Annotated in this window: 17 protein-coding genes; 7 read left to right on the forward strand and 10 right to left on the reverse strand. The window is 44.7% G+C overall.

What is annotated here, in order from left to right:
- Position 1 precedes the first annotated feature (1 nt).
- The 3 genes from KIT51_14290 to KIT51_14300 all read left to right on the forward strand — a co-directional run bounded on the left by KIT51_14290 (position 2) and on the right by KIT51_14300 (position 2,961).
- Positions 2–1,120: a DNA polymerase III subunit delta gene (locus KIT51_14290; protein UYN86025.1), complete on the forward strand. Its 1,119-nt coding sequence runs from the start codon at positions 2–4 to the stop codon at positions 1,118–1,120.
- Positions 1,121–1,181: 61 nt separating this feature from the next.
- Positions 1,182–2,063, forward strand: coding sequence for a peptidylprolyl isomerase (locus tag KIT51_14295; GenBank protein ID UYN86026.1), 882 nt, complete (start codon positions 1,182–1,184; stop codon positions 2,061–2,063).
- Position 2,064: 1 nt separating this feature from the next.
- The gene (locus KIT51_14300) at positions 2,065–2,961 is read left to right on the forward strand and encodes an NAD(P)-dependent oxidoreductase (protein ID UYN86027.1); all 897 of its coding nucleotides are present in this window, start codon (positions 2,065–2,067) and stop codon (positions 2,959–2,961) included.
- Here the strand turns inward: KIT51_14300 and KIT51_14305 are convergent.
- A complete protein-coding gene (locus KIT51_14305; protein UYN86028.1) occupies positions 2,958–3,707 on the reverse strand; it encodes a DUF2927 domain-containing protein in 750 nt (249 codons plus the stop codon). The genes KIT51_14300 and KIT51_14305 overlap by 4 nt on opposite strands.
- A gap of 81 nt (positions 3,708–3,788) precedes the next feature.
- Between KIT51_14305 and KIT51_14310 the strand changes: the two genes are divergently transcribed.
- Complete coding sequence (locus KIT51_14310) at positions 3,789–5,183, forward strand: sodium-dependent transporter (GenBank protein ID UYN86029.1); 1,395 nt, start codon at positions 3,789–3,791, stop codon at positions 5,181–5,183.
- 10 nt (positions 5,184–5,193) lie between these two features.
- Here KIT51_14310 and KIT51_14315 read toward each other — a convergent pair whose 3' ends face one another.
- On the reverse strand, positions 5,194–6,840 hold the full coding sequence (locus KIT51_14315) for an alkaline phosphatase family protein (protein UYN86030.1): 1,647 nt from the start codon (positions 6,838–6,840) through the stop codon (positions 5,194–5,196).
- A gap of 70 nt (positions 6,841–6,910) precedes the next feature.
- A complete protein-coding gene (locus KIT51_14320) occupies positions 6,911–9,520 on the reverse strand; it encodes a WG repeat-containing protein (protein UYN86031.1) in 2,610 nt (869 codons plus the stop codon).
- Positions 9,521–9,660: 140 nt separating this feature from the next.
- Here KIT51_14320 and KIT51_14325 point away from each other — a divergent pair, with 140 nt between their 5' ends.
- Positions 9,661–11,106, forward strand: coding sequence for a hypothetical protein (locus KIT51_14325; GenBank protein UYN86032.1), 1,446 nt, complete (start codon positions 9,661–9,663; stop codon positions 11,104–11,106).
- Between the two features lies 1 nt (position 11,107).
- Here the strand turns inward: KIT51_14325 and KIT51_14330 are convergent, their stop codons facing one another.
- Together KIT51_14330 and KIT51_14335 are read right to left on the reverse strand one after the other, a co-directional pair.
- Positions 11,108–11,515, reverse strand: coding sequence for a response regulator (locus KIT51_14330; GenBank protein UYN86033.1), 408 nt, complete (start codon positions 11,513–11,515; stop codon positions 11,108–11,110).
- Between the two features lie 72 nt (positions 11,516–11,587).
- Complete coding sequence (locus KIT51_14335) at positions 11,588–13,129, reverse strand: aldehyde dehydrogenase family protein (GenBank protein ID UYN86034.1); 1,542 nt, start codon at positions 13,127–13,129, stop codon at positions 11,588–11,590.
- 123 nt (positions 13,130–13,252) lie between these two features.
- On the opposite strand from KIT51_14335, the gene KIT51_14340 reads away from it, so the two are divergent.
- Positions 13,253–15,544, forward strand: a complete 2,292-nt coding sequence (locus KIT51_14340; GenBank protein UYN86035.1) for a helix-turn-helix domain-containing protein — start codon at positions 13,253–13,255, stop codon at positions 15,542–15,544.
- A 7-nt stretch (positions 15,545–15,551) separates the two neighbouring features.
- Here the strand turns inward: KIT51_14340 and KIT51_14345 are convergent, their stop codons facing one another.
- Positions 15,552–16,988 carry a trypsin-like peptidase domain-containing protein gene (locus tag KIT51_14345; protein UYN86036.1) on the reverse strand — a complete coding sequence of 479 codons (1,437 nt, stop codon included), beginning with the start codon at positions 16,986–16,988 and terminating at the stop codon, positions 15,552–15,554.
- 167 nt (positions 16,989–17,155) lie between these two features.
- Positions 17,156–17,596: an Hsp20/alpha crystallin family protein gene (locus tag KIT51_14350; protein UYN86037.1), complete on the reverse strand. Its 441-nt coding sequence runs from the start codon at positions 17,594–17,596 to the stop codon at positions 17,156–17,158.
- Between the two features lie 289 nt (positions 17,597–17,885).
- On the opposite strand from KIT51_14350, the gene KIT51_14355 reads away from it, so the two are divergent.
- Entirely contained in the window at positions 17,886–19,568 is a 1,683-nt protein-coding gene (locus KIT51_14355) for a sodium/sugar symporter (GenBank protein UYN86038.1), read from the forward strand.
- 68 nt (positions 19,569–19,636) lie between these two features.
- On the opposite strand, the gene KIT51_14360 is transcribed toward KIT51_14355, so the two are convergent.
- The 3 genes from KIT51_14360 to KIT51_14370 are packed head-to-tail and all read right to left on the reverse strand — an operon-like array spanning position 19,637 to position 23,940.
- Positions 19,637–20,311 carry a hypothetical protein gene (locus KIT51_14360; protein ID UYN86039.1) on the reverse strand — a complete coding sequence of 225 codons (675 nt, stop codon included), beginning with the start codon at positions 20,309–20,311 and terminating at the stop codon, positions 19,637–19,639.
- 3 nt (positions 20,312–20,314) lie between these two features.
- Positions 20,315–22,600 carry a beta-glucosidase BglX gene (gene bglX / locus KIT51_14365; protein UYN86040.1) on the reverse strand — a complete coding sequence of 762 codons (2,286 nt, stop codon included), beginning with the start codon at positions 22,598–22,600 and terminating at the stop codon, positions 20,315–20,317.
- A gap of 11 nt (positions 22,601–22,611) precedes the next feature.
- Positions 22,612–23,940 (reverse strand): beta-glucosidase, encoded by a 1,329-nt coding sequence (locus KIT51_14370; protein ID UYN86041.1) that lies wholly within the window; start codon positions 23,938–23,940, stop codon positions 22,612–22,614.
- Positions 23,941–23,982 lie beyond the last annotated feature (42 nt).

Raw genomic sequence — 23,982 nt, forward strand, 5'->3', positions numbered from 1 at the left:
CATGAAGTTCAGTGCTGTTCCAGGTTTATCAACAATAAAAAATTTACTTGTTGATTCGATAAGAAGTAAACATGCCGCGCATGCTCAACTTTTTGCGGGGACAGAGGGTGCCTTAAACCTTCCCCTGGCATTAGCCTTTGCTACTTACCTCCATTGCGAACAAAAAGGCGATGATGCCTGTGGTACGTGTAAAGCCTGCAGCAAAAGCCTCAAGTACATCCACCCCGACACGCACTTTGTCTTTCCGGTAAACAATGTAAAAAACGATAAGGATGAAGACCGCTTCAAAGCTGAAACCCTTAAATCGTGGCGATCATTTTTAATGGAGCAGCCGTTCGGTAACCTTGCCGATTGGATTGGTTATTATGGAGGTGAGGATAAGCAAGCTTTTATTTCGCGCGATGAAAGCAGGGAAATCATAAAAACACTTTCACTCAAACCATTTGAGAGCCCGGTTAAAGTAATGATCATCTGGCAACCCGAACTGATGCACCCCTCGGCAGCGAACGGTATTCTTAAAATACTGGAGGAGCCCACCCCAAACACCTACTTTATATTAGTGACCAACGCAGCCGACCAGTTGCTGCCCACGATTATATCCCGTACACAAATAATTTCTGTACCACTATTGCACGATAGTGAAGTACAATCCTATTTAACTGATCAATCCGTTGAACCAAAAAAGGCAGCGCATCTCACCCAACTGGCTGAGGGCAATCTTAATTTAGCATTAAAACTAATCGACAATGAAGAAGATGACCATGCCCAGCGCTTTGCTGAGTGGATGCGTGCTTGCTTTAAGAAAAACTTTGCCGGCCTGGTAGCGCTGTCGGATGAATACCACAACCTGGACAAGTTAGCCCAGCGCAATATGATGCAATACAGCATGAATATGATTCGGGAAGTGCTACTGCAAAAATCAGGAGCCACAGCAATTCAACGTTCGCAAGGCGAGGAAAGAAAATTTATTCAGGACTTCAGCAAAGTTATGGATGTAAAAAAAATAGAGCAGGCATACCGCATGTTAAATGATGCCAGCTACCACCTTGAACGCAACGGAAGCGCTAAAATGATTTTTATGGATCTTTCGCTGCAACTCGCCCGGGTGATTAATCCCTGATTTAATAATCCAGATGTTGAAAATATTTATTTTTGAAACTTGTTTAACAAACCTTGTTCGTATGAACCGTGTCCTTACTTCCTTTCTGATCGTATCGTTTATTGTTACCAGTTGTGCCCAAAAGAAAAATCACGACTATGTTATCACTATCAAAACCAATTACGGTGATATGGTGGCCATTCTTTATGATGAAACACCCAAGCATAAAGCAAACTTCATTAAGCTTGCCAAAGAAAAATATTATGACAGCCTGTTGTTTCACCGGGTAATTGAAGAGTTTATGATCCAGGGAGGTGACCCAAATTCCAAAAAAGCGCAACCCGGTCAATCGTTAGGCAATGGCGGGCCTGGCTATACCGTTGATGCCGAATTCAACCCGAAATTTTTTCATGAGAAAGGTGCCTTTTCAGCCGCGCGTTTAGGCGATCAGGCTAATCCCACCAAGGCCAGCAGCGGAAGTCAGTTTTACATTGTCCAGGGCAAAAAGTTTTCGGACGATGAATTAACCCAATTGGAACAGGCTGCCCGCTATAACCGTAAAAACCAGGCCTTACGCGAAGTACTTTTCATGCCTGAATATGAAAGTGTGCGCAACCTGGTTATCCGCAAACAACAAGAAGGTGATGGTGAATGGCTGGGGGCTTTCTTTGAAAAATCTGACACCCTCATTCAAAAAGTTAAAAAAGACTACCGCGAATTTTCATTCAGCAACGAACAAAAGACACGTTACAAAGAAGTTGGCGGCTCGCCCCACCTGGATGGCGACTACACCGTGTTTGGTAAGGTTATAAAAGGACTTGAGGTTATTGATAAAATCGCAGCCGTACAAAAAGGCCCTGGCGACCGCCCGGCAGAAGACATTCGCATGTTTATTACGGTTGAAGAAATGCCAAAAGCCAAAATCGAAAAAACGTACGGATACAAATATCCTGAAAGCAAATAATATGCGTGTACTGATTACCGGGGCAAATGGTTTACTGGGGCAAAAGTTAATTGCGTTACTTCAGCAACAACCGGGTGTGAACCTTATAGCCACCGCACAACGACCACTGGTTTCTGCCTTAATGAATGGCGAGTTTCATGTGCTTGATATTTCCAATCAGCAACAGGCTAACCTGGTGATCAGCAAAACCCAACCTGATGTGATCATTAACACAGCTGCCATGACCAATGTAGATCGCTGCGAAACCGAGCGTGAAGCTTGCTGGCAGGCAAATGTTACTTCTGTTGAATACCTGGTTGAAGCCTGCAAAAAAAATAATATCCATCTCATCCACGTTTCTACTGATTTTATTTTTGATGGTAAAGAGGGGCCTTTGGATGAATCCGCAATACCGGCCCCGGTAAATTTTTATGGCGAAAGCAAGCTGGCCGCAGAAAAACTAATTTTGGCAAGTTCTATTTCGTGGTGCATTGTTCGCACCGTTTTGGTTTACGGTGTGTCAACGGACATGAGCCGGTCCAACATTGTGCTGTGGGTAAAGAAGAGCCTGGAAGAAGGAAAAACCATAAACGTGGTAAACGATCAATGGCGCACGCCAACATTGGCCGAAGATTTAGCCATGGGTTGCTGGCTGGCCGCACAAAAAAAAGCTAAAGGTATTTACCATGTCTCTGGAAAAGATTTTTTAAGCCCGTTTGATATTGCCGTTCAAACAGCCCACTATTTTAATTTAGATGAATCGCTCATCAAACCAACCGATTCAACACAATTTAAACAACCGGCCAGAAGGCCGCTGAAAACAGGTTTCATTATTGCCAAGGCACAAAAGGAACTGGGTTATGCCCCGCACGGTTTTAGCGAAGGGTTGGCTGTTTTACAATCACAATTAAAAAATTAAACCCCAATTTCCAGTTCCTTCACCAGGTTCTTTAACAGGTTGCGGACGGCTGCTTCGTTCATTCCGGTAATTACTGATGGATGGTATAATAGTCTTATAATATCCCGATCGATTGGGGCATACTCAGTTGTTGTTGACCATTGTTGAAAAAATATACTTTGAGGATACTTGTTCGAATCGCGTGCAAGGCCGAGTGCCTGTGTAAATTCTTCACGCAGTAAATGTTTGCGGGCGTTGGCTTGCGTGGCACGTTGTGTGTCCACATACATCACAGCCGAATAAATTTCATTCGATCCGTTAAAATAAACATAAAACAACCCCCAATTTGAAGCTACGTGTGGCTGGGCGAAAGGTATTCGTTGAACAAATCCGGTTGCCGTTCCGAGATAGATGTAAAAATTAGATTGAAGCGTATCCTGCGTTATGGAAAACGTAAGTTCAGTAAGCCCTTCAAGTTCAGCTATAATCCGATCCAACTCGTTAAGCATTTCATTACTTTTATCACCACCAATAAAAACCTTAACTTCTGTCTTCCATTTTCGGGTAACGCGCGATACACTTCCAAACTCAAAACCAAGCGTTACATCAACAAAATAATCAATAACCTCCCTTTGGTAGGCAGTGAGCTGATCTGGCTTTACTTCGGGATCAGAACAACTATAAAATGTAAACAGTATTGATACCGGTATGGTGATTACTAAAAACTTTCGGGTAATTCTGATAGTGCAAGAAATGAAGCCGATCATATCGTTAAAGGTAGAAAACTATCAGAACACCTTTGTGCAATCAATTTAATTTTACAATTTCCGCGCTTAAATCCTTAATCTATGTCAATTCAAGCATCTGATAATCGTGGCCAGTGGGGCTCAAAGTTTGGTTTTATCATGGCTGCCGCAGGCTCTGCGGTGGGCCTTGGCAACATCTGGCGATTTCCCTATATAACCGGCCAAAATGGTGGTGGCGCTTTTGTTTTTGTTTACATCCTGTGTGTGCTTTTGGTTGGTTTGCCGTTATTGTACAACGAAACAGCTTTTGGCCGCCTAACCGGTAAAAATACCGTAGGTGCATTTAAAGATACCGGGGCCAATAAGTTTTGGCAGATCACGGCTGGTTTCCTTGCACTGTCAGTAAGTTTTTTTGTGCTCACTTATTATGGAGTAATTGCCGGATGGACCATCGGTTACATCATCAGTGAGTTCACCGACTTTATTAAAGACTTTGAAACCTTCCGTTCGAATGCACTTTATGTAATACCTTTTTTTGCTGTGTTCATGGTTATTACGGTTTACATCGTTCAGGCAGGTGTATCAGGAGGGATTGAGAAAGCTTCAAAAATTTTAATGCCCGTTCTTTTCATCTTAATTGTTCTGGTGATTTTCAGAAGCATTACCTTACCGGGCGCCATGGATGGTGTGAAATATTACCTCACTCCTGACTTCTCCAAAATAAACGGCAATACCATTTTGGCGGCTTTGGGCCAGGCTTTCTTCTCGCTTTCCATTGGTTGGGGCATCATGATTACCTATGGCTCCTACCTGCCGAAAAGCAACAACATTATCAGCAGCGGATTGTGGGTAGGCTCCATGGATACCCTTGTTGCCTTGCTTGGCGGGTTAATGATATTCCCCGCTGTGTTTGCCTTTGGAAAAGATCCTGCCGGAGGAACAACCCTAGTGTTTCAGGTGCTGCCCGAAATTTTCAACTCCATGCCTGCGGGCGGTAATATTGTAGGCGCACTCTTCTTTTTGTTATTGTGCATTGCAGCCTTAACTTCATCTATCTCCATGATTGAAGTACCGGCCTCATATTTAATTGACGAAAAGAAATGGGGCCGCAAAAAAGCATCATGGATTATTGGCATTGCTGCGTTCCTGATTGGTATCCCTTCTGCCTTATCAGGCGGAGCTTCAAAGTTTTTTACAGAAATCAGTATTAATTTCTTCGGTTCAGCAAAAACTGGTTTTCTGGATATAATGGATGCTTTATTTGGCACCTTATTTATAGTGATTGTGTGCTTAATGACTGCCCTCTATGTAGGTTGGGTACTTAAGCCTCAAAAGGTTTCGGATGAAATCGGGTTGGGTTCACCGTTCTACCATAAGAAGCTTGTGTTTGGATTATCCCCCTCGCAGTTGTGGATATTTTTTATAAAGTTCATCTGCCCGATTGTAATCCTGTTGGTGTTGTTGGCAACAATAGGCGTTATTAAGGCAGACGTATAAAACTTTCCAACTATTTCATTAACTCCCCAATGGGATGCCCCGTGCTGCCGTTGGGGAGTTTTATTTTCAGCAGCATTGAAAGTGTTGGGGCTATGTCGGTAATGGTGTAATGCTGTACGGATGATCCTTGTTTAATGCCCTTGCCGTAAAAAAGAATAGGTACGTGTGTGTCGTATGTATAAGGTGAGCCATGCGTTGTTCCTTGTATGCGGCCGCTTTCAAACCAAGCCGGTTCAAGGATTACGGTCATGTCGCCACTGCGCTTCGGATGATACCCACGAATGGCCATGCCTTTCAGTCCACCTTCATTGAAATCGCCTTGGCGTAACAAACTTTTCGGATACACATTGGCAATGCCAGACTGTTGCATCAAAAAGTTTGAAATCAATTCTGTCGCCACCAGTAAATCTACTCCGCCCGAGCGCGGATCGGCACTAAAACTTTCATGGTTGAGATGTATTTGCTCACCGGAAATAGCTTTAATAACTTTTCTATCCGGAAAATAGGTATTCAGGAATTCGCCCAGGTTTGCCGAAAGCTGGCTTGCCCGAAGTATACCGGCCGGCACCTTATTGTCGGCCAAAAATTGTGGCACCTCTGCAACGGCATGATCAGCCGTAAGGAAAACCAGGTAGTTACCCTCTCCTACAGCCTGATCCAGTTTTTTAAGCAGGTCCTCTATGTTTTTATCCAAACGGATATACACATCCTGCAACTCAATGGCATAGGGCCCTACACGATGCCCGATAATATCAGGTGCCGAATAGGATACAGCTAAAAAATCAGTCCATTGATCAGCCCCGAGTTTCTCGCCATCAATAGTTGCTTTTGCCAATTCGGTCAAATAATCATTGGAGAACGGGGTTTGAGAGAGCAGTTCAAAATTGCCGTTGGTTTTCCTGAGCGCAGCCAGGTCGTAAGGAAAAGTTGAATTATTGCCGGTAAGTTTTCCTTCATAAGGGCTTACATCGGCTCCACTGGCATCATATTGATTCAGGGGTAATAATGTGTTCCAGGTGCCGGAAAGATACTTGTCGGCCAGTTGCTGACTGTTAAATTTTTCAAGCCAGGGCGGAAGTTTATCCATGTAAAATGTGCTGGTAATAAACCGGCCGGTTTTACCATCGTACCAATAAGCCGCATCGGCCATGTGGCCAGCCGGTAAAATGGCGCCCCTGTCTTTAACAGAAATACCCAGAACCTTCGATCGCTTTTGCGTGGCCAATTTCAGTTCGTCAGTAATGGTGGTGGTGAGCATACGGTGTGGCGACATTTTTCCATTGTTCTCGGAAGTACTGCCTACCGTTTTCTGTCGGTCGTCCGAAACACAATACACTGTTTTCTCCATTGTTTTGTCGTACCACTCGTTACCGATTACACCGTGAATGGCCGGTGTTGTGCCGGTATAAATAGAGGCATGGCCTGCCCCGGTATACGTTGGTATATAATTATAGTGGCCATTTTCAAGCATGAAGCCCCCATTGATCAATCGTTTAAAACCGTTATCGCCATAGGTTGAATAATACCGATAGATATATTCCTGACGCATTTGGTCCACCGTAATACCTACCACCAGCCGCGGACGGTCAATGGATTGTAATTGTGCTGTTGCCTGAAAAAAGATTATCGTAAAAAAAACAGAAATGATTGTTCTCATGCCTTTAGTTTAAGCGGTGAATATAGCATTTCAAAAATGCCGAAAGTATTATTTCAGTATGAATGATTCATTAATTATGTGAACAGTAAATACGCTCGTAATCGTCCACTTCAAAAACCTGTCTGCGAATAAGTTTGCCTGTATGGTCGTAATAAATCACCACATAAATGGAGGCTTCCTCCACATGTTTTTCGGTGAAGTATAGCGGTTTGGAAACAGAGCCCAGGTTTACAATATCACTGTACGTAGCGGGCAGCACCGTACCATTTTTATTGCTGATTACCCCGTAGTTATTTTCCTGGAATATGATCAATAATTTTTCCTCAGGTGTATCGCGTAACCATCGAAAGCTTTTAATTTTCCCGATAACAACACGTTTGTCGATAAAATTATAAATCATCCATTGAAAATTACGTTTTACCAAGGCGGATGAATCATTCCAGTAGCGGATCTCCTCATACTCAAAAGGTGTTACCGGCTTGTTGGTCCAATCGATAAGGCCCGCCAAACCACCTTTGTGGGCAATTAATAGCCGGGCATTGTAACGGATAAGGTTTTTCTCATACTGCGGTTTAATTTCCTTTTTTCCGATTACATCAAGAAAACCAAACTTGCGGTCTTTTAATACCGGAACACTACCCTGCTCAACTGTTCCCATGGCATCGTACTCAGGTTGAACAAGGGGTTTGCCCTGAAGATTGATCAGTCCGCGTTTTTCTTTTCGGATAGCCAGGAACATATTTTCTCCGGCAACCTCAAGGCGATCATAGTTCGCGGTAAACAAACGTTCACCACGGCTATTGAACACTGTTTTCTTATCCCCTTCATCCAACAACAAATAGTAAACAGAGTCCTTTCCGGGTAAAAATTGCACACGGGCAAAGCGGTTAAGCGATACAAACCGATCGGGGGCTACGTAAGCATGCAAGGTATCGCCCGAAAGCGCCATACAAAACGCACCAATGAAATACACACTATCATAACTGGTTTTGGCAAATACTTTAAGGTGCTGATCGGCCATTTTCCAACGGCCTGCCTGTTGCACCAACACCCACGGTTTTTGGATTTGTGTTCGGCTAAAAATTTCGGATTCCCCGGTTTGTGAGCTCCACAATTTTTGTCCTTCTGCCAAAACTGATACTGCACCGAAAAATGTTGGTTTTATTTCTTTTTTACCAAAAGGTATCCGTTCACGCAGGTGCATGTCCAGCAATCCCTGGGTATCACCAGCCCTCACCCAAAGCATGTTACCGTCCCAGCGTTTCACTTCATCAAAGTTACGCGTGTAAACCGGTGCTCCTTGGTCGACTGCTTTAGCTATACTTTCTTTTTTGGACAGCCTGATCTTGCTGGCTTGTTTTAGCACAACCACATCATCAAAGCTATCAATGTCGTCAAAATCGCCAAGGGGTACACTGCGTCCCAGCAGCGTTACCATCGACCATCGGTTATTTTTCTTCAAAGCCACAAAGGCATCGGCAATAACCCGGGCATCCTGCACACAGGCATCCAACACAAAGCCGGATTTATGGATCACACTTGAACATTTTCCTACCGATACCAACAGGTAGCCATTACCCAGGTCATCCGCCTCATCTACTTCCCCGGAAAAAATAACGGCCCCGTTTCGACCTATGATTTTATCGGCAACAACCAATAACTCCTCCGTGATATTTCCGCATCGGTATTCTTTCTCTAATTCATCGGCAATTGGTTTAATCACCTCCTTGCCGGTACTGTTCATAAAACCAAATTTCCCGTCCTTTAAAAAAGGCACCAGGTAATCCTGTTCCAGGTTGCGCACGTGCCGTATGGAGTCATTCACTACAGTTGGTGGTAGCGGCTGGTCATTGTCAACCAATAAGTAATAGAGAATATTACGGGCTTTAGCCATGTGTTTACTGACCGGGTAGCGCTTTAAAAAGTTTAAGAATGCTGCTGGGCTGCCGCCCGCGGTGGACAATTCTAACACCTGAAGCTCGGCCTCTGCACGGTAAGGTGAATTGGGGTACTCGTCAATAAACGACTCGTAGCTGACCAGCTTCCGGTCCTTTGTTTTGGCCTCAAACAACAATTTTTCATACCGTTCGCTGGCTTCCGGCACACGCGAGGCATGAGGATACCGCGTCAGGTACGATAAAAAACTGGAGTAGGTATTTTCCTTCAGGGCATCGATATAGGCCACTTCATCGCGTAGTTCACGGGCACGGCCTAACTGGTTGGCCGTGGTAAAGCGTTGAATAAAATCAATATAAGCTTGCTCGGTGTTTATTCGCTTGGCCCGTTCAAAAGCGGCACTATCAATTTGTTCGCGCCTGGCTACCAACAAGGCGCTGTCAAGCGGAAAACGTCTCATCCGGTCGCGTTGCTTTTGGTTTGAAAGCTGGTAAAGGTGTAAGGCCTTTACTGCATTGGCATAGGCCGAATCGATTTGAAAGGCCGGGTTTTCGGGCACAAAAAAGTAAGTGGACAAAACGTAGTGTGCCGTGGCGTTCATCGTGTCCTTGCGTATGGCCTTTGTCAATTGCATTTTAGACTTTTCCCACTTGCCTTTTTGGAGGTTGTTCAGCGCCAATCGCTCGGCCGTAGTTTGAGCAAGTGTTGCCGAAAATGAGAGCAGAAAAATACCGTTGATAATTACCCGAATGTTCAATCCCTGCACGGTTAAATGAAGCTTCAAAACTACAAACTTTAATGCGAACCCTCTTTCTTACCAAAACAATGCCATGCAATATATGACCATGCCCCTAAACCCGGGTAAATAAATTGTTGTTGGCTTGGAATAAATTTGTAAATTTTAACTTTGTAAAAACCCTGTTCATGGCCAAACTCAAGAACATCATCAAGCAACTTTCGGAGAAAGACTTCAAAGCCATCTACGACTCGTTGATTGAGAGCAATGCAGAAAAATCCGCCTACCTGCTCAAAGCCCTGCGTGAGCGATCACTTTCCGATACCAAAATAATGACCGAACTGGAGGTTAATGCCAATGCCTATTACACCCTGCGTTCGCGCCTCAACCTGAAAATTGAGGAATACCTGATGCAGCAATTGGAAAGCCCGCGAACGGATGTACTGCGGAAAGTCGCCAACATTAACGAAATTGTTTTCACCAAAAAGCGCACCATCGCCATCGCTACTTTAAAGAAGCTGGAGAAGGAACTTATCGATTATGACCTGGCCAACGAGCTTACCATTATTTATAAATCGCTAAAGAAACTCCAGGTTAATTCACCTGACTATTTCCAGTACTCACAACTCTACAACCGCCATGTTGCCTATATGCTGGCGCTTGACAAAGCCGAGGAACTACTAGCCGATTATTTCAAAAAGTACGGAAGCTACCTATTAACCGGTGATGAGGTCGAAAAACTCGGTTTATCCTTGCTGATCAAAGAAATGTCGAACGTGGCCAACCTTTACGAGTCGCACCGGCTTTATGTGTACCGCAGTGCCATGCATGTTTTTCACCGCTTGTTTGTAGAGCCCGATGAAAACCTGCAACAGGATACTGAATCCATTGAAGACACCTTTGACAAGGTTCAAAAGATTTTTGACAGTTATAACCTTGATTCCATATACTACCACCTTAACCTTGTATTTGAATTTTTAAAGCTGGAGTACTACAATCACTACAAAGTTTACCGGCAAGCCGAAAAATACTTTGAAGAAGTAAACGATGCAGCCGGTAACCTGCTTACCAATTACGCTACTTATACATTTCCTGCGCAGTTTCTCATCTCCAAAATTGAACGGCACTTACGGTTGGGCACAGAAGCCGAACTGTACGGGGAAAACGATAGCCTGTTTATGGACTATGAGGTTGATTTACTGGATGTTCCACGTCATGTAATTTATATAACCTACAAAGCCCTTAGTGCTTACTATGTTGGAAAATACGATGAGGCCGCCAAACTTATCAATGGCTTACTGAATGAAGTAAGTTTAAAAAGATTCCCGATTACCCAACTGGAGATTAAATCGTTGCTGGCCCTTCAATATGTACTGTTGCATGACTACGAATTATTTAACCAGCTTGCCAACAGTATACAGCGGCAGATACGCCTCTTGGGAAAAGATGCCTGTGAAAACATTCAACTCTTTATAAAGATTTTAAAGATTGCCGTAAGCGAAGCCAAAAAGGAGAAAGCAAAAAAGATCAACGCGGTAATTCCCAAAATGAGTGGTTTAAAAACAAACTACTTTGCCCCTACCATGTTGGTAAAGCTGGACGAGAAACTGGTAGTGAACCTAACAGAGTATTAAACTAAACTTCGAGTTTTAAGATATTCTCGTGGGATAATGGCTTGTTCAAATAAAGCTTAACATTCTCATACTTTTTTGAACGGCTAAAATCCTGGGGGTTTATGGATGAGGTGAGCATTACAATTTTGCATTTCTTTTTTGCCACATTGCTCAGCTTTTCAAATTCTTCTAAAAATTGAAAGCCATCCATTAACGGCATATCTATATCCAGGAAAATCACATCCGGTAAAACCTTATCGGCAACATCCAGGCGTTCCATATTGCGTAAAAATTCAATAGCACTTTTCGCCCCGGTATGCGTATAGATGTTTTCGGTAATAGAAGCCGACTCGATCATCTTCTGATTAATGAGGTTGTCAATCTCGTTGTCATCAATAAGCATTACAGTCCTGAATTTTTTGTCGGGCATAGCAGTATGGGGTATATAAGTGCTTATAAAAATAAACGATTACAGTCGAAATACAAGCGATAGGTTACCAAATTACAGGTCGAATTTAATGCCTTGTGCCAGTGGTAAGGAGTCTCCAAAATTGATGGTATTGGTTTGCCTGCGCATGTAAATCTTCCAGGCATCCGAACCGGATTCGCGTCCGCCACCGGATTCCTTTTCGCCACCAAAAGCTCCTCCTATCTCAGCCCCTGAGGTGCCAATATTAACATTGGCAATACCACAGTCCGATCCGGCATGTGAAAGGAATTGTTCCATTTGGCGCAAATCGGTAGTCATTATGGCTGAAGACAGCCCTTGCTTCACATCATTTTGAATTTCAATAGCTTCGTCCAACGTTTTGTAGCGGATCAGGTACAGTATAGGTGCAAAAGTTTCTTGTTGAACGATAGGGAAATTATTCTTTACCTCAGCAATGGCAGGTTTTACATAGCAACCCGACTGATAGCCCTTACCTTTCAATACACCACCCTCAACCACAAACTTTCCGCCTTGCTTTTTTATTTCGCTTAAGGCGTTGAGGTAAAGGGCAACGGCTTGCTGATCGATAAGCGGGCCCACATGGTTTTTTGAATCAAGCGGGTTGCCAATGGCCAGTTGGGCGTAAGCTTTCTTCAACCGGTTCTTAACATCGTTATAAACCTTTTCGTGTATAATTAACCTACGTGTGGTGGTGCATCGCTGGCCTGCCGTACCTACTGCACCAAATAAAGCACCTCGTATAGCCATATCAAGGTTAGCGTTTTCGGTAATAATAATGGCATTGTTACCACCCAATTCCAACAGCGGTCGTCCAAAACGCTCTACCACCATTTTTCCTACTGCCCTACCCATGCGGGTTGAGCCGGTAGCCGATACCAACGGTATAGCTTCGCACTGCGCCATCAATTTGCCAATGGACGCATCACCATTAACCAGGCACGAAACACCTTCGGGTACACTATTCGCTTCAAACACCTTTGCAATAATCAGTTGACAGGCAACACTGCACAAAGGTGTTTTTTCCGAAGGCTTCCAGATGCAGGTATCGCCACATACCCAGGCTAACATGGTATTCCACGACCACACCGCTACAGGGAAATTGAAGGATGAAATAATGCCTACAATACCCAAGGGGTGGTATTGCTCATACATCCGGTGGTTTGGCCTTTCCGAATGCATGGTTAGGCCGTGGAGTTGGCGCGACAACCCCACTGCAAAATCACAGATGTCAATCATTTCCTGCACTTCGCCTAAACCCTCCTGGTAAGATTTTCCCATCTCATACGAAACCAATTTACCGAGTGGCTCTTTAAACTTTCGAAGCGCTTCGCCAATCTGCCTTACTACCTCACCGCGTTTAGGGGCAGGCCATTTGCGCCATTCCTTAAAGGCTTCTTTTGAAACGGCCACCACATCCTGAAATGATTTTTCATCCGCTGCCTGTACCGAACCGATCAAAGCACCATCAACCGGTGAATATGATTTAATATGGGTGCCCTTGGTTTTGATCCATTTCTTACCGGTGGATACGCCAGGGTTGGTGGATTTTAATCCAAGTGTGGAAAGTGTTTTTTGTATGGGCGAAGCTTTCATAATCAATAAAAGTAAAGCGCAAAACTAACGCATTTAGCAGATGGAAAGTAGTGTTATAAACGTATTTCCCAACAAGAATTACTTCAGGTATTTAAGTACTGGCTGATATGCTTACTTTGTGCCATGATGTACGCACACGGACCAACCGAAAGACAAACCACTACCGACCGGATTGATGCGGCCATAAAATTTATCAACACCACCAGCAGCCATATTTTTCTTACCGGCAAAGCGGGCACCGGCAAAACCACCTTCCTGAAAAATCTTGCCCAAAGCACCCATAAATCATTTGTGGTGGTTGCCCCTACAGGCATTGCCGCCCTCAATGCCGGTGGGGTTACCATACATTCGCAATTTTTGTTACCGAGAGGCACCTTTTTACCCGAACGTTACCTGCCACCAGATTTTGAGAATACCGGAAGTTATTTCTCAACTGACATGCTGGGCCGCAAACACCCTCTGAACAGTGAACGTAAACAAGTACTGCGTTCTATCGATTTACTGGTGATCGATGAAGTGAGCATGCTGCGTGCAGATGTACTGGATGCCATAGACTACCGCTTAAAGGCAGCGCGGGGAAATTTTTACCAGGCTTTTGGCGGTGTGCAGGTATTGTTTATCGGTGATCTGTACCAATTGCCTCCGGTAGTAAAAGGTGAAGAGGCACACGTGCTTGGCAGGTACTATGCCTCGCCATGGTTTTATGAAGCCCGGGCACTTCACCACGCTCCGTTTGTTTATATTGAGTTAGATAAAATTTTCAGGCAGCAGGATAATTCTTTTATCCACATCCTGAACAACCTGCGCCATAACGTTATATCCGAATCGGATATTGAAGAACTAAACCGGCACTTTCAACCCGAAGAAGCCATAAAAAATATTAAGGAGATTATAACACTCACCACCCATAATTATAAAGCTGATGAATTGAACCGGAAAGCTTTGCTTGAACTAAAAGCACCTTCACACTATTATACCGCAACCCTTGAAGGCGACTTTCCTGAAAGTATGTACCCCGTATTACCTCAACTTGAATTAAAAGAAGGCGCGCAGATCATGTTCATTAAAAATGATACAGAAGGCAATGCTTATGTGAATGGAAAACTCGCTACTGTAAAATCACTTTCCGATGACCAGATAACAGTAAGCATGGCCGAGACACACGAAACCTATACGTTGAAAAAAGAAACCTGGGAGAATAAAAAATACACCATTAATGCCAACACCCGTGAACTTGATGACGAAGTGGTGGGCACATTTGTGCAGTATCCGATTAAACTTGCGTGGGCCATAACCGTTCACAAAAGCCAGGGGCTTACGTTTGATAAAGCGATTATTGATGTTGACCAGGCTTTTGCCGATGGACAAGTTTATGTGGCGCTTTCGCGGTTACGCTCGTTAAACGGGCTGGTGCTCCGCACAAAAATTAATCCACGGGTTATTGGAACAAACCCAACTATTGTTGCCTTTTCAGAACAACACAACAACCCGCAAAAATTATTGCCTGAATTAAAGGCCCGGCAGCAAGACTTTGCTTTCGAAATGCTTACCAAAACGTTTGACTTTGAAACCCTGGTAAAAGAAATACGCTTTCTGAAAAAAGGACAAGCCGATGACCCATCCAACGCGCTTTCAGTAAAACCGTTGTTAACACAACTGGAGCAATCATTGGAAGCTGAAAAAGAAACTACAGGCAAATTCAAACGACAGCTCGACAACTTGTTGCAACAAAACGATCGTATTACGCTACTTGAACGGATCCGGAAAGGGAGTACCTATTACAAAAACTTACTCTATAAAAACCTTAACGACCTGCTGCACCATATCGCTGAAACGAAACAGCGTAAGCGGGTAAAGACCTACCTGAGCAGTTTAAACGACCTGGATCAATCGCTTTCAAAAAAAATAGAAGAAGTGGATAAGGCAGCCCTGCTGACACAGGCCATACTTGAAGGGAAAGATCCTGAGGGGTTATCGGCTTTGGCCGAAAAACGTGCGGCCATCAGAAATGAAATGCTCCGCGAGGTTGACAAAAAAATACCGCCCGCAGTTGCCAAACCCAGGAAGAAAAAATCTACCCGTGTCAAAAAAGATGACCGGAGCACTTACGATATAACACTGGAATATTTCAATGCCGGCCTCACCCTGCCACAAATTGCCCACGAACGTGGCCTTGCCATTGGCACGATTGAATCACATTTGGCAAAAGCAGTTGAGACCGGGCGAATTCAAATTACCCGATTTATGCCTGAGGACAGGATTGAAGAAATTATGAAAGCAATAGAAGACTTGCCTGATCCATTCAGCTCAAAGGAATTATACGAAAAGTTAATGGGCAAGTTCAGCTATGGTGAGCTAAGGGCTACCATGGCCCATGCAGGAAAAAAAGCTATTCGTAAAACAGAAGATCTATAATGGTTGGCTACCATTCTAATCCATAAGTACCCTTTTCACCGGAGGGATAAAAGCCTTCAACCAAAACACCGCCTCTTTTATAATTCAACATGCGGTTTAAATCCTGTAGGTTATCCACCGGCACCTTATCAATGTAGGCTATAACAAAGCCTTCTTTAATGCCGGCATCTTTCCATTTACCCTCTTTAATGCTTTTTACCAGCACACCGCCATCGAGTTTTAACCGCATAAGTTCGGTATAACCAACTTCTTCAAACCGCGCCCCGTTCCATTCCGTTTTTATTTCAGGTTCAGACAAATCCTCCTTACCCTCGTTGTTCTTTAAGCGTGTTTTTACTTCACGTTTTTCACCTCCGCGAACAAACGTTACGCTTATTTCTTTACCGGGCCTGTTACGGGCCACCCATTCCTGCAATTCCGAAACTGAATTGACTTCGCGCGCATCAATGGCGGTTATCACATCGCCTTGCAAAAGGCCCGATTCTTCTGCTGCGCTTCCGCGGTTAACACGATTTACCAACACGCCCCGGTTTAACGCCAGCGATAGCCTGTCGGCAACGTTGGCATCTACATCCGAAATTTGTATGCCCAGTAATCCCCGCTGCACCTGGCCAAACTCCAGCAAATCGTCCATCACTTTTTTCACCAGGCTAACCGGTATGGCAAACGAATAACCCGAATAACTTCCCGTGGCTGTTGCAATGGCTGTGTTAATGCCCACCAACTCTCCTCTCAGGTTAACCAACGCGCCACCACTGTTGCCGGGATTTACCGCAGCATCTGTTTGTATAAAAGCTTCAACCTGAAGGTTGTTCCGATCGCGTAGAATGCCAATGTTGCGGGCTTTGGCACTTATTATACCGGCTGTAACGGTTGAGTTAAGATCGAACGGGTTACCGATGGCCAGCACCCATTCACCCGGTTGAACAGCATCTGAATTTCCATATTTAATGAAAGGCAAGTTACGGGCTTTTATTTTAAGCAAGGCCAGGTCGGTGCTTGGATCGGTGCCAATAATTTTTGCGTAATAACGCTGGTTGTTGTCCATCACCACCTCAATGTTAGTAGCATCTTCAATAACATGATTGTTGGTAACAATGTAGCCGTCATCGGAAATAATTACACCAGAGCCTGATGGACGAGCAGGCGCCTTGTAATAAAGCTCAAGCGGATTAAGACTAAACCTGCCCGATCCGTAAGCTGTGCGGATGTGCACCACGCCACTAACTGCTTTTTTGGAGGCTGTCAGGAAATCTGCACCTATGGGTATGCGATAAACGGAGTCACGATCATGATGCGCAAGTATTACCTGTTGCCGGTCATCAATGGAAGCATAGGGCACAACATGCGAATCGAGGTAACGAACGGTGTATAGTGACCCCACAATTCCACCGGTAATTGCCACCATCACTATAACAAGGGTAAAAATTATCACACGCTTCATATCAACAGGCTTTTGTTTCGATAAAGAAAGTTAACGGATTTTCTTTCGCGTTGGATAACCGCCACAAGGATTTTAGATAAACGGACAATTTCGGGTAATAAAAAAAGCCCCGCACCTGTTACCAGGGCGGGGCTACCCACCTAAACCTAACGCACTGTTGCTTTCGGTTAATTTACTTTAATGGTTGTCTTCAGTGCCTTTTTCTCATCTTTAGGCACATTCACTTCCAGTATGCCGTTCACGTACGATGCACTGATTTTTGAAGCATCTACATTTTCAGGTAGCGAAAACGAACGGCTGAATGTTCCATACTGTGTTTCGATGGAATAGAAGTTCGTGTCTTTTTTCTCTTCTTTAAACTTGCGCTCACCGCTGATGGTAAGGTAATTGTCCTTCAGGTCGATATTGAAATCTTCTTTTTTCATTCCCGGAACAGCCACATGGATTTCATAGGCTTTTTCGTTCTCAACAATGTCAACCCGGGGAACAAACGAGTACGAAGAACCACCGGAACGGGCTACGGATTCGTTAAAAAAACGATCGATCAAATTGCTGAAGGAAGTCGGTACGAAATCGTTCAGCGCGGAGTTGTATCTGATAAGGCTCATAGTGTTATTGTTTTAAAGGTTTTACAATCAATTAACTCTTGTAAACGCCTTAGCTGAAAAAGTATGCCGGGGCTTAAAGTGAGCCATAATGGCCGATTCTGTTCATTTTAAGATTAATTTTTAAGTCAATTTGTCCTGTTTTACGTAATTAGGGTGAAAAAATTTCGGTGAAAGCAGCTATCCACACCGAAGATAAACCCACATTTTAGCTGTGAATTTGGAGCGTTTAAGGCCCTTTAAAAACAGATTAAATACCTATCTTTTCCAATTATTCAACCTGTATCAACCTATGAGTTTATCGTTTTGGGATATCGCTATCTTCATCGCCTACTGTGCCCTCATCCTGGGCATTGGGCTTTATGTTTCACGCGACAAAAAGGGACATCAAAAAAATGCTGAAGATTATTTTCTGGCCAGTAAATCATTGCCCTGGTGGGCCATTGGCGCATCGCTTATAGCTGCCAACATCTCGGCCGAGCAATTTATTGGCATGTCTGGTTCCGGTTTTGCAATCGGGCTGGCCATCGCCTCTTATGAATGGATGGCTGCCATTACATTACTTATTGTAGGAAAATTTTTCCTTCCCATCTTCATCAATAAAGGCATCTATACCATTCCCGGCTTCATCGAAAAGCGTTTCAGCACAAACCTTAAAACAATACTGGCCATTTTCTGGATTGGTCTTTTTGTATTTGTAAACCTCACCTCGGTGCTCTACCTCGGCTCACGGGCGCTTGATACCATTGTAGGCAATGGTGATGGTTCCATTATGATGTACTGCATCATCGGGCTGGGATTATTTGCAGCAGCATACTCCTTGTATGGGGGCCTTTCAGCCGTAGCGTGGACGGATGTTGTACAAGTTGTGTTATTGATTTTTGGCGGGTTAATGACTACCTACCTGGCCCTTGAACAGGTATCCCCAACGGGTAGTGTTATTGATGGCTTCGTGCACATCCTGAATGTGGTGCCCGAAAAATTTTCGATGATATTAAATAAAGGCGAAATCATAGACCCGAACGGAAAAGATGCCTGGTGGGATTTGCCCGGCCTGGCCGTGCTGTTGGGGGGTATGTGGGTAGCCAATGTTTACTATTGGGGGTTTAACCAGTACATCATACAGCGAACACTGGCCGCCAAAAGTTTGTCCGAAGCACAAAAAGGAATTGTGTTTGCGGCATTCCTTAAAATGCTTTTGCCATTGATTGTTGTCATACCGGGCATCATCGCCTTCGTGCTTAATGCAGATGCAAATGGCGACCTGACCAAAGAAACACTTGACCCAAGTTTTATAACCAGCTCGGGCAGTATTGCTAACGATAATGCCTGGCCCTGGCTGATCCGTAGTTTTATACCCGTGGGGTTAAAAGGTTTAGTGCTTGCTGCACTTGCAGCTGCTATTGTTTCTTCGCTGGCCTCCATGCTCAACTCTACCGCCACTATTTTTACAATGGATATTTACAGGCCGTACATCAACAAAACAGCTACCGACAAGCAAACCGTTGCAACCGGAAGGCTAACCGCTGCTGTTGCGTTGGTCGTTGCCATGCTCATTGCACCCCTGCTGGGAAATTTAGGTCAGGCGTTTCAATTCATACAGGAATATACCGGGGTTGTAAGCCCAGGTATACTGGCTGTTTTCCTTGCCGGATTGTTTTTTAAACGTGCCACAAATAATGGAGCGATTTGGGGAATCATCAGTTCAATACCCATTGCGCTTTACTTTAAAGTAGGACCAAAGGGCTGGTCGGATGCAGCTATGTTCGTTAACATTCCATTCCTCGACCAGATGTTTATCACGGCCATCCTTTCGTTGGCCATTATTCTTGGAATCAGTTACTATGAATCCAAAGGGCCGGATCCAAAAGGTATTGACGTTAATCGAGCACTCTTTAAAACCGAGCCCGCTTTTAATATCGGTGCCACGATTGTAATTATTCTTTGTGCCGTGTTGTACGCTGTATTCTGGTAGTAGAATATAAATTACCATAACGCATTTGATGGATGGTTTATGTGAAACACACAAACCGAAGGTTGTAATTACTTCAGGTGTGGCCTGATCAGTTCCTTCCAGATAGCATACCCCGCATCGTTCATGTGCAGCATGTCTTCGGTAAACAATTCCTTTCGGGGTTTTCCGCCCGGGTCGAGCATGGCATCAAAAACATCAATGTATGAAGCTCGCTGCACTGTTTTCAGGTACGCGCTGATAAGTTTATTCCCTTCTCGGTATAGGGGCATCAGGTTTTCGCGGCTGGGGCTCGGCTTCATGGAAACATAGGAAATGTGCACCTCGGGAAAACGCTCACGAATAAGCGTTACCAGTTTTACAAAACGGTTAAGCACTTCATGGGCAGTAACCGTTTGGTCGTAGGCAAGGTCATTTTCGCCACAATAAATTACAATTTGCTTTGGCTTGTACGGACTTATGACATAATCGATATAACGGATTTGATCCAGCAACGTGGAACCACTAAAACCAACATTCACAATGGTTCGCTCCGGAAAGGCTTCATGCACGGCTTTCCAAAACGTAAAAGAAGAACTGCCGACAAACAACACCTGGTTACGAGGCTTGGGATTTGTAACGTCCGCTAAGATCAGGTGTTGAACATCATTCCAAAACGGAAAAGGTGGCTGCTGGGCTTGTGCAGACGGAATGCCTGCCACACTTACGAATGCAGTACATACTATAAATTTCCTGAAAAGCTTCATCAACTATCTCAGTTCAAATTCAGCCTGCAGCACATCGCGCGAATTACCGCCTATAAAAACCTGAAACTTGCCTGGCTCTGCACCAAAGGTTAAATCACCGCGATAGAACGAAAGGTCGTTTTCAGTTAAGGTAAACGTTATGGTTTTCGATTCGCCCGGTTGGAGCATCACTTTCTGAAATCCTTTCAGTTCTTTGACCGGCCGTGTTACCGAACCTACCAGGTCGCGAACATAAAGCTGCGCTACTTCAGCACCTGCACGCGTGCCCGTGTTGGTAATCGTTACCGAAACAGTAACGGATCCGCCTGCTGTTGCTTCAGTTTTATCCAGTGAAAGTTTATCGTAGGCAAAGGTAGTATAGCTTAATCCGTATCCGAACGGATAAACCGGATCGTTGGAAACATCCAGATAGTTGGAGCGGAATTTCTGAAACCATTGTCCTTCCGCCAGCGGACGACCTGTGTTCTTATGCGCGTAATACAGGGGCAACTGACCCACGTGTTGCGGAAAGGTTGTTGTTAATTTTCCAGAAGGGTTGACATCGCCAAACACCACATCGGCAATGGCATCACCAGCCTCGCTTCCGCCAAACCACACGTTGAGGATAGCTGGTACATTTTCATTCTCCCATGTTAAGGTTAGTGGTCGCCCGGTAAATAACACCAGCACCACCGGCTTGCCTGTTTGCACCAATGCTTTCAGCAAATCGCGCTGGGTTTGCGGGATGTCAATGTTTACACGGCTGGCGGCTTCACCGCTCATTTCGGCACCCTCGCCTACTGCCGCTATAATAACATCAGCCGATCGGGCAATGCGCACAGCTTCTTCGCGCATGGCTTCGTCCGACCGCGCATCGCGATTCAAGGATTTACCAAACATCGTGGCGCGTTCTTCTATGGCGGCATCTTCGTGCAGGTTTGAGCCTTTGGCATACAGCACTTTGGCATTATTGCCAACCGCTTTTTTAAGCCCTTCCAAAACGGTAATAGATTCTGAGAATCTGGCTGCCACACTCCACGTGCCTGTCATGTTGGTAGCGGCATCGGCCAACGGCCCAACCAGGGCAATGGTCCCTTTCTTTTGCAGTGGCAACACATTGTTTTTGTTTTTTAGCAGCACAAAACTTTGCGCAGCCACACTGCGGGCAAAAGCCCGGTTTTCACGGGTAAATATTTCTTTGCTTGCGCGATCTTCACTGCAGTATTTATAAGGATCATCAAAAAGCCCGAGTTTGAATTTTGCTTCCAGTATCCTGCGGCAAGCAGCATCAATTTGTGATTGCGTAACTTTTCCTTCCTTTAATGCTTGTGCTAACGTGGTGAGCAATCCTTCACTCACCATGTCCATATCCAGTCCCGCGGCCAAGGCCCTTGCTGAAACTGTTTTTAAATCACCAAACCCATGATCGATCATTTCACTTACACCGGTATAATCGGAAACAACAAAACCCGTAAAGCCCCACTCCTTCCGAAGTACATCGGTAAGTAGCCACTTGTTAGCTGTTGCCGGAATGCCTTCCACATCATTAAAGGAAGCCATCACACTGCCCACCCCTGCATCCACCGCTGCTTTGTAAGGCATCAGGTATTCGTTGTACATACGGTGCCGGCTCATGTCGGTCGGATTGTAATCGCGGCCTGCTTCGGCTGCACCATACAACGCATAATGTTTTACACACGCCATAATGGTGTTATTGGCCGAAAGGTCATCGCCCTGGTAGCCGCGCACCATAGCTTTTGCAATTTCACTTCCTAAATACACATCTTCTCCGCTTCCCTCCGATATCCTGCCCCACCGTGCATCGCGCGATAAGTCGACCATAGGCGAGAATGTCCAGTTGATGCCGTCCGCACTGGCTTCCTGTGCGGCAACACGTGCTGTTTTTTCAATAAGTGCCATGTCCCAACTGCAACTCAAGCCCAGCGGTATCGGGAAAACCGATTCGTATCCATGGATCACATCCATACCAAATAATAGCGGGATTCCTAAACGGCTCTTCTCCACGGCAATTTGTTGCATCTCTTTTATTGACTTAACCGATTTGATGTTGAACAATCCGCCCACCATTCCCTTTTCAATTTTTTTGGCGATATCAGAATTTTCAGCCTGACCGGTGATGAATTGCCCGGCCGAAGGAAGATTAAGCTGCCCGAGCTTTTCCTCCAGCGTCATAAGGTTCATGAGTGAATCAATTTTATGATCAACGGAAGACGCGCTTTTCCGTGGAGATGTACTACAAGAGGCTGCTATCCATAGCAAACCCACAAACGTGGCATAGCGGGTAATCATATATCAAATTTTTAATACGTAAATCCAAGATTTTTTAATCCTTGTTGAACTTCGGGAGCGCCCATAAATAATTTCCAGAGCAAACCGGTACGATAGTTTTCGATCATAACCGGTATGGGGCCCTGGTCGATGGCCAGGTAATGCGGCAAATACCATTTCGCTGAAAAGCTAAATGCATCGTAGGGCCCGTAAGCACCTATGAGGCTATCGCGTTCGGGACTATACATAAATTTTAAAAACCGCATGCTTTCTTCGGGTGTATATGGAAAAGATGAAAGCGCAGCGGTAGGAGAAATTACACCCAGGTCTTCCGCAGGCTGGTGGCCGGCATAGCCCTTCATGGAATAGCTTGACGTTAGCCCCCAGCAATTTTCGCCATAGCCTTCAAAACCTTTCGGGTTATCAACACAGTACCGGTAATGAATAAGCGCATGGTTTTTATTGAGCTTCCAATAATTGCCATACCGATCTTTCAGGTTGCGAGGATCAAGACCGAGGTAGGAATAGTGTGCCCAAAATAACGGGCCCACCGGATCATCGCTGTGCTCGTAATGATCAAGCACAGTTTCCAAATCATAAAACGTACGATCGGTTTTAATAGCACCGCTGCGTGCCCAACCCTTATGGTATACCTCAGGTTTAATGGGATAGGTAGGTGATGCCGCTGCCAGCACGTACATGATCAAACATTCATTGTAACCCCCTACCGGGAAATTCATTTCCCAGTTATGCTTTGGCGACCAATGCCAGTACAACACATCTTTTCCGTTGGTGTACCAGTTCCATTCCACTTCGCGCCACAGTTTATCAATTTTTGCAGCGAGAGCTTTTTCTTCTTCATTGCCATTTTTAAAATATTCGCGAACGGTAAGAAGTCCCTGAACCAAAAATGCCGACTCCACCAAATCTCCTCCATCATCTTTGGGACTAAAAGGTTTTACTTTTCCGGTTTCACCATTAAGCCAATGCGGCCATGCCCCATGAAAGCGGTCGGCCGTATCGAGGTAATGAACAATGTGATTGAATCGCTCAAAGCCTTGCTGACGGGTAATAAATCCGCGTTCAATGCCAACAAGAATGGCCATTAAACCAAAACCTGAACCACCGGTAGTTACTACATGCTTATCGTTTTGCGGATACACGCCATCCATGTGCGTACGTTCAGGTGCGAGGCCCGAGGTAGGCTCGGCATTATCCCAGAAATATTGAAAAGTTTGGAATTGCACTCGGGTGAGGAGTGAATCATCTGTTATGACAAACGATTCTGCTGTTTGCTTTTTAGAACCAGAGCAGCCTGCCAAGAGTACAATCAACAAAAAATAGTATACAGGTTTTATCATATCGTTTATAGTTAGCAGATAAGTTAGCCGATGCATATCATC

It is taken from the genome of Cyclobacteriaceae bacterium (assembly GCA_025808415.1).
Taxonomy (GTDB): domain Bacteria; phylum Bacteroidota; class Bacteroidia; order Cytophagales; family Cyclobacteriaceae; genus UBA2336.

Coding starts and splice junctions, on each gene's coding strand:
- KIT51_14290 (UYN86025.1), top strand. CDS start 2: ATGAAGTTCAGTGCTGTTCCAGGTTTATCAACAATAAAAAATTTACTT.
- KIT51_14295 (UYN86026.1), top strand. CDS start 1,182: ATGAACCGTGTCCTTACTTCCTTTCTGATCGTATCGTTTATTGTTACC.
- KIT51_14300 (UYN86027.1), top strand. CDS start 2,065: ATGCGTGTACTGATTACCGGGGCAAATGGTTTACTGGGGCAAAAGTTA.
- KIT51_14305 (UYN86028.1), bottom strand. CDS start 3,707: ATGATCGGCTTCATTTCTTGCACTATCAGAATTACCCGAAAGTTTTTA.
- KIT51_14310 (UYN86029.1), top strand. CDS start 3,789: ATGTCAATTCAAGCATCTGATAATCGTGGCCAGTGGGGCTCAAAGTTT.
- KIT51_14315 (UYN86030.1), bottom strand. CDS start 6,840: ATGAGAACAATCATTTCTGTTTTTTTTACGATAATCTTTTTTCAGGCA.
- KIT51_14325 (UYN86032.1), top strand. CDS start 9,661: ATGGCCAAACTCAAGAACATCATCAAGCAACTTTCGGAGAAAGACTTC.
- KIT51_14330 (UYN86033.1), bottom strand. CDS start 11,515: ATGCCCGACAAAAAATTCAGGACTGTAATGCTTATTGATGACAACGAG.
- KIT51_14335 (UYN86034.1), bottom strand. CDS start 13,129: ATGAAAGCTTCGCCCATACAAAAAACACTTTCCACACTTGGATTAAAA.
- KIT51_14340 (UYN86035.1), top strand. CDS start 13,253: ATGATGTACGCACACGGACCAACCGAAAGACAAACCACTACCGACCGG.
- KIT51_14345 (UYN86036.1), bottom strand. CDS start 16,988: ATGAAGCGTGTGATAATTTTTACCCTTGTTATAGTGATGGTGGCAATT.
- KIT51_14350 (UYN86037.1), bottom strand. CDS start 17,596: ATGAGCCTTATCAGATACAACTCCGCGCTGAACGATTTCGTACCGACT.
- KIT51_14355 (UYN86038.1), top strand. CDS start 17,886: ATGAGTTTATCGTTTTGGGATATCGCTATCTTCATCGCCTACTGTGCC.
- KIT51_14360 (UYN86039.1), bottom strand. CDS start 20,311: ATGAAGCTTTTCAGGAAATTTATAGTATGTACTGCATTCGTAAGTGTG.
- bglX (UYN86040.1), bottom strand. CDS start 22,600: ATGATTACCCGCTATGCCACGTTTGTGGGTTTGCTATGGATAGCAGCC.
- KIT51_14370 (UYN86041.1), bottom strand. CDS start 23,940: ATGATAAAACCTGTATACTATTTTTTGTTGATTGTACTCTTGGCAGGC.